We start from the raw sequence: 7,790 nt of genomic DNA on the forward strand, positions 1-7,790 counted from the left end.
GTCTCTAGCTATAAATAATCCAGAAATGAAAAAGAGATATCTCGAATTAAAAGAGCGTGGAAAACATCCTCGCCAGGCCTATGTCGCTTTAGGAAATCGTATGATCCGTCTAGCTTTTGCCATGATACGAAATCAAACATTGTATCAGACCAGTCGGGAAGACTATGTGTTGTTAAATGAATTGAAAAAGAAGTTGCACAAGCACAGCGTCAAAAGATTTTACGATCGATATACCTTATTATCAACAATCTGTCCATCAGCTTAAAAAATGTAGATTAATTAGTGAACAAATAGTTGGAAATGTAAAGCTTTTGATTTTAATAATAAGAACGTCCCTAGGACGTTAGATCACATTGTTTCATCGTGCCTGAGGCGTATGACCTCGAGTGTCAGCGAAATGGATCTTGTCCTACAAATACGAATAATACGTGAAAATTTAAGTTTATACTTGCTAGGTGGTATCCCTGTAGGATGAAAATCCAAGATCCTTTTCACGTTCTAGAGACGTTCTTTATCCTGTTCTGTGAGAGTTGTACTTTTCAAAAAAATGGAATTGAGAGTTTTAGTTAAGGTCGGTCTTTTTTAAGGGAATTTAACCCTTGACTTATTTACCATTATACGCTGGCACTTCGACAACATTCACCAAATTTCGAGCGGTGACAGGCATGCGGATATGTATTCGTGAAATAACTTGCTTCTTATATCGTTACTGGACATGCTGCTATAAATCCGATTCTAAGGAAGCTCTAGAAGATACCTTGAGTTTCAATGATACTTTTTTGTTACCTTTAGATGACGAGGAAGTAATTCAAGCTACTAAGAGTGCCGAAAAGGCATGGGAGAACCTTCATGACGAAGAAGCAATCCTGCGTACCCGCGAAAAGTGCTTTAAGGCTAATGGTTACAACTATACAAACAACAAAATTATCGAGTTACTGAAAATAACCGCAGATGAACAGAGAGAATTATCGACTATTATTAGCCGGGAAGAAAAGTATCTATAAATGTCAATATATAAATGTACACTTTTGATCGTTTAAGAATGTACAAATTTGTTACTTTTCTTTATCAAGATGATCTTTCAAACGATATGAGTCACCAATGATATTAACAACTGTGGCATGGTGGAGGATTCGATCTAGTATTGCATTTGCGAGCTTTGGATCCTGAAAGATTTCACCCCACGATTTGAAACTTGCGTTTGTTGTTAATATGGTACTTTTCTTTTCATATCTTAAATCAATGAGTTGGAAAAATAGTTTAGCCTCATCTTCATCTATCGGTAAATAACCGATCTCATCAATAATAAGCAGTTTATATTTTGCGTAATGTTTTAATCGATTTTCCAGTCGGTTTTCGAGCTTCGCTCTCTTCAGATTAAGAATTAAATCATGACATTTAATGAAATACGTACTTGTTCTTTTTTTGGCAGCCGCGATGCCAATGGAGGTGGCTAAATGCGTTTTCCCTACACCACTCGTACCTAAGAAAACGATGTTTTCTTTTAATTCAAGAAAGCGTAATGTAGTAAAGTCCAATATCTGTTGTTTGTTATCGATGGTTGAAAATCGAAATCAAAGTCTTTAATTTCTTTTTGATGAGGGAAAGCTCCTACCTTTACCATTGACCTCACCATATTGACTTCTCTCATATCAATTTCATAATCTGTTAATTTAATCAATGTCTCGACAAAAGAGAGTTCATTTTTTGTCATAAAATCAATCGTTTCATCAAGATGAACCATCATTTGTTTCAACTTTAGATACTCTAAATTCTGTATGAGTTTGACATAACTACTATTCATTTTTATACGCCTCGTCAATGGCCTCTAAATTTTTCTTAGCCATCTCTTCAATATTTTCAGTATGAGGAAGACTTGTTGTTAGTGTCTCGATGTAGTGATCTCTCCTATAGTTAATTTTCAGTTGACTAATGACGTGTTCTGTAATACATTCCGTGTTATAATAAACATATATATGGTTATCATAAACTTGTAAACCGACGGTTTTTCCGATGTATCCAGCGGGCACTGAATATTGGTTAGACTTATAAGTGATCATATTAGATGTGTTCACTTTCACAAGGTGATGATCAATTTTATAGAAATCTCTTATTCGTTTATTCGGTAAAGGCGATAAGAGGTTTTTTTCTTTTTTATATGCCAGAATTGGAACTTTTCCTGTTCCTTGATGATAACTATGGTTGACAGAGTCTTTGGACAAACTGATGAAGTTCTTCATAATTAAATTGACCTTGATAAGCATGAATTTCATCAATATATTTCATCGGTGTTTCCACTTTACCCTTTGTTCTCGGTCGTCCTGCTAGGCATGGATGGACATTAAATCCACAATCTTTGGCGAATTGATAAAAACGTTCATTCACCTTTCCTTTTTGATAGGTTGTTCTCGGCTCATCCATGACTGTTTTCATGTTATCTGTCACTATACATTTTGGGACCCCACCAAACGCTTCAAAACTCTCTATAAGAAACGATAATAAAACACTTTGAGATTTGGAAATGGATAAATGAAAGGCTCGGAACCTTGAATAAGAAAGCAGTAAGACACCCACATTCACATATAAAACATCACCGTCTTTGGTTAAATAGCGAATGTTCTCTTTCCAATCCAATTGGGCTTGTTCAGCTGGTGGTGTTTCATAACGGATCACAGGTTCATTTGATTTTTTCCGTTTGTCTGAAACAAAGTAACTGTTAAATTCAGGCTTTTTAGAAATATAGGCTCTAAACGTAGATTGTGCACAATCTAAGCCGTGATTATCTTTTAAGTACTGCCATAAAACCCTCTTGTAGTAAAAGATTTGTTTTGATTCATCAGATAACAATAACGATATAACGTCATAGTAATCATCAATTTTGGACGATCGCTTTCTAGATGTTGTTGGATGATCACCGTTGAGATATCTATCAATTGTTCTTCGATCAACGCCCATGTCTCGAGCTAATCGGCTTTTATTTATCTTCATTTTTAAGCTCTCCATTAATAGTTTTAATTTTGGTGAATCTATGAGTCTTTTAATCTCAATGTTTGTATTTAGATTGACTGGTATATGCATCATCATCACCTCTAGACTATTATGCAATTAATCCAGCCAAACTGTACATCCTTAAACAATCATTTATGTACATTGCTAATTTATCATTTATATTTATATCTATTACTTTATTACTATTTCCCACTTTTTATCACCGTCCTTCATGTATTTGATTATTCTACCTTTAGCTTTTCAGGATCTATAGTAATATTAAAATCCCGCTCTTATAAAATGAACGGGATTTTAAATAGCTAACAAAGGCTTTACTTTTGTCCTAGTTTTGTTTGTATTATAAACAAACGGTTATTTGTATTCTATTGTGTATTTGGTAATAAAATTCTCTGGTGTAAAGTTATAAGTTTTTAGCAAATCATCTACTTTATTAATGTCATTTAAATTTGCTGTTACCCCTTTCGCCAGTTCACTTAAATTTGTTTTAAGCTGATTTAAAGATGATTCATTAATTATTCTTATATTTTTATGAGGTGATGCTGCAAACTCAAATTTATTTGACTTATGAATCATTATAGGGACCAATGTATTTGATTCGTCATATCTTTCTAGAAACCAGTTAATTGAACCATTTAACTGGTTACAATCATGCTTACTAATTTGCTCAGCAATAGCACCATTCTTGCACTCAACGACATAATATTCAGAATTGCCAATAGACCATAGATTATCTGGTCCCTTTTTAAATTCCTTTTCAGGTCTTTGTCCCGTAAACCCTATAACATAGGCCAAATCCATAAATGCTTGTTCAAAAACATTGGCTGTATTAGGTAAGAAAATCAATTGATCAATTAATTTATTTACAAACAAAATATATTTATTTGGATCACTAAACCTACTTCTAATGAAATTCACTAGTCCTTGTGCTTGTGAAGTGTCGCTAGGCAGTAATTTATTGTATTGAATGCCTTCAATAGGGTGAACTACTTGGCTATTATCATTAACAGCAGACATTAATGTTTGCTGTGCTTCTACAGGGTCATAGAAATGTAAGTATTCCGAAAGTTTTTGTTTTAAAAACCCTCTTATGATATTATTTTCTTCTTTATTTACTGCTTCTAACATTATTCTAGTAGCTTCTCTATAATTTTTGTTTAAGGCATTATTATAGGCAGTTCTTTCTAGTACAGTTGTTTCACCAAATCGGACACTAGAATCATATTTTACTTTAACCAATGCACCTCTTGAGGTTTTTATCCACTCTTTATTTCTCTCTAAAGAGTAATTAATTACTTCTCTAAGGTCTTCAAGGCTTTTCCCTCTTAATTGTTTAGATAATTGCGATGAAAGCTCTATTTGTTTACTAGTAGCTGAAGTAAATTTATCTATTGCTCCATATACGTATAAGTGACTTACTAGTGACCTTCCCATTAGAAATACTACACAATAGTCATCCTTCGAACGAATTCCTCTTCCCATGCCTTGTTCAATTTTCTGTATAGTACCATTAAGAAGTAAATCACTACCTTGTAATGCCCCTTGTTCTATTTTATCAATTTTCCTTCTAACATCAGGTAAACCATCTATTACCAGAACACTACAGGCAGTTTTTGGTAAGTCAATTCCATCATATTTATTAATTACAACTACCAAACCAACATGACCATTTTTCAATTCTGCAACACCACTATATAAATTTCTCGAATTTAATATTTTATCTGCTACGTCTTCCCAAAACCTTGCTCTGTAATTAGAAGGAACTATAATGACTACATTATGTTTACAAGAAAGGTCTTTATAAAAAGACTTTAGGTGAACATCACTTATTTCTGTATTTAATTCTTGAGGAATAATTATCATTCTCTCACCGATATCATTTGAACTATTTGGTGTAATAGACTGATTAATAGTAGTTTGATTAATATTAAAATGTGAAACTAAAACAGTATCATCCGAAATGGTTGCACTCATAAATATTCTTCTTTGTGCATTTTGGAAACTCGGAATATTATGTATGGGTAAAAACTTTGGTGATATTTCAATGCTATCACTACCTATGACACAGTTACATAACTCTATGTTGTTTTTTAATAGTGGCCACCCAAATTTCAGAGATTTTAAATTTTCTTCATTGCTGTCTTTATTACTATGTAAAAGTCTTATAATATCGCTCTTTTTTTCATTCCAAGTCCAAAAAGGAACAATCCTATTTGCATTTGGGTCACCAGCTTCAAGCTCCATTAAACCTACCTCGGACTGTTGTTTAAGGCTTTCTCTAAATAAGTTTAGTAGTTCCTTATAAACACTTGTTTCACTTGGTATATTAATCGAGAATTGAGTTTCAGCAATATCTAAGCAAGCGTGTGCATCATCAATAATAATGCTACCAATATGAATATCAATTTGTTCTACTCCAAAAACTGATTTGCCGTTAATTAATTTAAAGATATTAATAACTAGTATTGACTCACCTTTTAAAAAGCTTGGATCATCTGTTCTTTCTGTGACTTCTATCCCTAAGCACTTTGCTTCCTCTATTACTTGTTTAACTAAGTAAGGATCAGGAACAACGTAAACTGCAGGGCCTTTTTTTTCATTAAGGCAACTCTTTAATATTAATAGCCCAACAACTGTTTTACCACTTCCAGTATTCATTTTGACTATAACATCTTTTTTATCTTTATTTTCGTTATACCATTTATTCAAAACTTCAGTTTGGACATCCCTTAAATACTCTTCATATTTTTCGTCTTTTTCAGGCAATACATCAAATATTTCCCTAGGATCTAATACTGTATCCACTGAATTATTACCATTTAACTTTCCAAAATCAATAAACATTCTTATCCCCCTTAAAATCTATCAATATGATTCTTATTTAATACTATTGTACCATGGCAAAAGGAAATATAAGGTTAATTATAAATAATGTACAACTTACGAGGAAGGTTGCCTTATTTAACGGTAACTAAAAGAGTGCGATAATATGGTAATTTTCGCACTCTAAAAGATAAATAATGTTTCATGTCATAATTAATTAGCTACTTTGCTTTTGTTTAAAATCTTTAATTTTCAAGACAATTTTAGATTGAGTATTATCATTAAACAATGCTGGTTCGACTCCACAAATCATTGCTAACATTTTTGGTGTAAGATAAAGATTATATTGCTCAGCAATCTTCAACGGTATTTCATGTCCTTGTAAGATATTTTCATCAATTAACAATTCTAAGGATTGTTTTAATGCAACAGGTAGAGTTACTTTTGTTTCTACATCAAATGGCTTTGGATTCCTCCATTTTCTATAATGCATTTGTTTAAATAATTTCACTTCTTGATCAATAGAAATTATATTCAAATCTCTAGCTCGCTTAATCATAGCTGCTATTGAAACATTCCATCTTCGCTTCAAATTATAGTATGTGTCTATTTCATCTACTATTTTAGACCTTAATTCTTCTCCAAAGGACTCTTTTGGCAAAAGAAATATTGATGCAATTCTATTAGCCTCATCCTCCATGATCTTATACTCGTCTTTATCTAATTCTTGAGGATTAATATTTTGATGGAGAACCCAGTGACCTATTTCATGAGCAATACTAAATTGTTGTCTATAAAACGAACCTGACTCACCTGTAGTAATGATACTCCATATTAATAACTGTGAAGCCCATTAATTCGGCAACTTCAATAATGTCATGAATTGGTTCTAACCCTAAATTCATTGACTGGCGGATACTAATGGCAATTTCTTCAGGATCATCTTTATCTTCATAAATTTCTCTGTTATGTAAAACAGGGAAATCAATATATTGTTCCAAAAAACCCCGTACAATAACTGAATATTTTAGTGCAATGGAGGCAGGCTCCTTAGACTTCTGGGTTGCTGTTAACCTAGATCTAAAAAAAGTTCCTTCATTTTCAATAATGTGTATATCAGCCGTATAGAAAAATTCACGTGGGTACCCTAATATATCAATTAACTGTAGATATTTTTCGAAACTTGGTTCACTCTTTCCACTTTCATATTTTGAAACCATTTGCTTTAATATAGGTGCCTAGTGTAGTAAATAGATCAAAATTAAAAGAAAGACCACCGTTTTCATAGTAAAATAGAAGGACCTATCACAGAACTTCCAATTACTTAAACCTCAGCACAAGGAGTGAAAACGATGGTACATTCATTATTCAATCATATTCAAGGTAAAAATGGAAGTCGATGGGCACAATTTGTTAGAGACACAGGTACAGATCGTATTTTAATGGTTGCCATTGATGCAGCTAAGTTTACTCACAAAGCCATTCTTTGTACATTTTACGGGGATGTTTTAGTGAAACCTTTTGAATTTGATGCTTCTTTAACGGGCTTAGACAAGATTAAAAAAAACGTGAATAAAGAAGTGGAACGGCATGGATTTAGGGCTGTCGTCGTGGGCATTGAGACAACAGGACATTATTATGAAGACCTTGTACGAAACTGCCATCAAGAAGGTTACCATGTTCGAATTGTTAATGCGGCAACTACAGCACAAGAACGTCAAGCCTTACTTAACTGGTCAAAGACGGATAATTTAGATTTAATGGCGATTGTACAATCTTTGATTAATGGTAGAGGAACATCTAACGAACTCCCTTCGGGACAAATTAATACATTACAAAAACTCACCCGAGCACGGCGAACATTGGTCCAAGAGCGAACAGCTACTCAAAACCTTATTCGGATGCACTTAGATCATGTCTTTAGAGAATTTCAAGGGAAAAGTGTGTGGGAGAATGGTAAA

Annotated in this window: 5 protein-coding genes and 3 pseudogenes; 3 read left to right on the forward strand and 5 right to left on the reverse strand. The window is 33.1% G+C overall.

Going from position 1 to position 7,790, the window contains the following annotated elements; genetic code table 11:
* Positions 1-265, forward strand: a pseudogene (locus tag FG390_RS15900) (IS110 family transposase); the annotation flags it as partial.
* A gap of 334 nt (positions 266-599) precedes the next feature.
* The gene (locus FG390_RS15540; RefSeq protein ID WP_141191927.1) at positions 600-1,004 is read left to right on the forward strand and encodes a hypothetical protein; all 405 of its coding nucleotides are present in this window, start codon (positions 600-602) and stop codon (positions 1,002-1,004) included.
* Positions 1,005-1,055: 51 nt separating this feature from the next.
* On the opposite strand, the pseudogene istB reads toward FG390_RS15540, so the two are convergent.
* From istB to FG390_RS16150, 5 genes and pseudogenes are all read right to left on the reverse strand, one after another.
* Positions 1,056-1,804, reverse strand: a pseudogene (gene istB, locus FG390_RS15545) (IS21-like element helper ATPase IstB).
* Positions 1,797-3,078 (reverse strand): annotated as a pseudogene (istA, locus tag FG390_RS15550) (IS21 family transposase). Before istA ends, istB begins: the two co-directional pseudogenes overlap by 8 nt.
* Before the next feature lie 282 nt (positions 3,079-3,360).
* Complete coding sequence (locus tag FG390_RS15555; protein ID WP_141191928.1) at positions 3,361-5,850, reverse strand: DEAD/DEAH box helicase family protein; 2,490 nt, start codon at positions 5,848-5,850, stop codon at positions 3,361-3,363.
* 196 nt (positions 5,851-6,046) lie between these two features.
* Complete coding sequence (locus tag FG390_RS16145) at positions 6,047-6,664, reverse strand: ImmA/IrrE family metallo-endopeptidase (protein WP_309147224.1); 618 nt, start codon at positions 6,662-6,664, stop codon at positions 6,047-6,049.
* Positions 6,639-7,049, reverse strand: coding sequence for a helix-turn-helix domain-containing protein (locus FG390_RS16150; protein ID WP_258311696.1), 411 nt, complete (start codon positions 7,047-7,049; stop codon positions 6,639-6,641). The genes FG390_RS16145 and FG390_RS16150 overlap by 26 nt, the downstream gene beginning before the upstream one ends.
* A gap of 132 nt (positions 7,050-7,181) precedes the next feature.
* On the opposite strand from FG390_RS16150, the gene FG390_RS15565 reads away from it, so the two are divergent.
* On the forward strand, positions 7,182-7,790 hold a 609-nt coding region (locus FG390_RS15565), incomplete at its 3' end, for an IS110 family transposase (RefSeq protein ID WP_141191929.1).

Origin of the sequence: Terrilactibacillus laevilacticus (assembly GCF_006517395.1) — a bacterium.
GTDB classification, from domain to species: domain Bacteria; phylum Bacillota; class Bacilli; order Bacillales; family Sporolactobacillaceae; genus Terrilactibacillus; species Terrilactibacillus laevilacticus.

Excerpts from the sequence above, each read along its gene's own strand:
- FG390_RS16150 (WP_258311696.1), bottom strand. The coding sequence starts at position 7,049 with ATGGTTTCAAAATATGAAAGTGGAAAGAGTGAACCAAGTTTCGAAAAA.
- FG390_RS15555 (WP_141191928.1), bottom strand. The coding sequence starts at position 5,850 with ATGTTTATTGATTTTGGAAAGTTAAATGGTAATAATTCAGTGGATACA.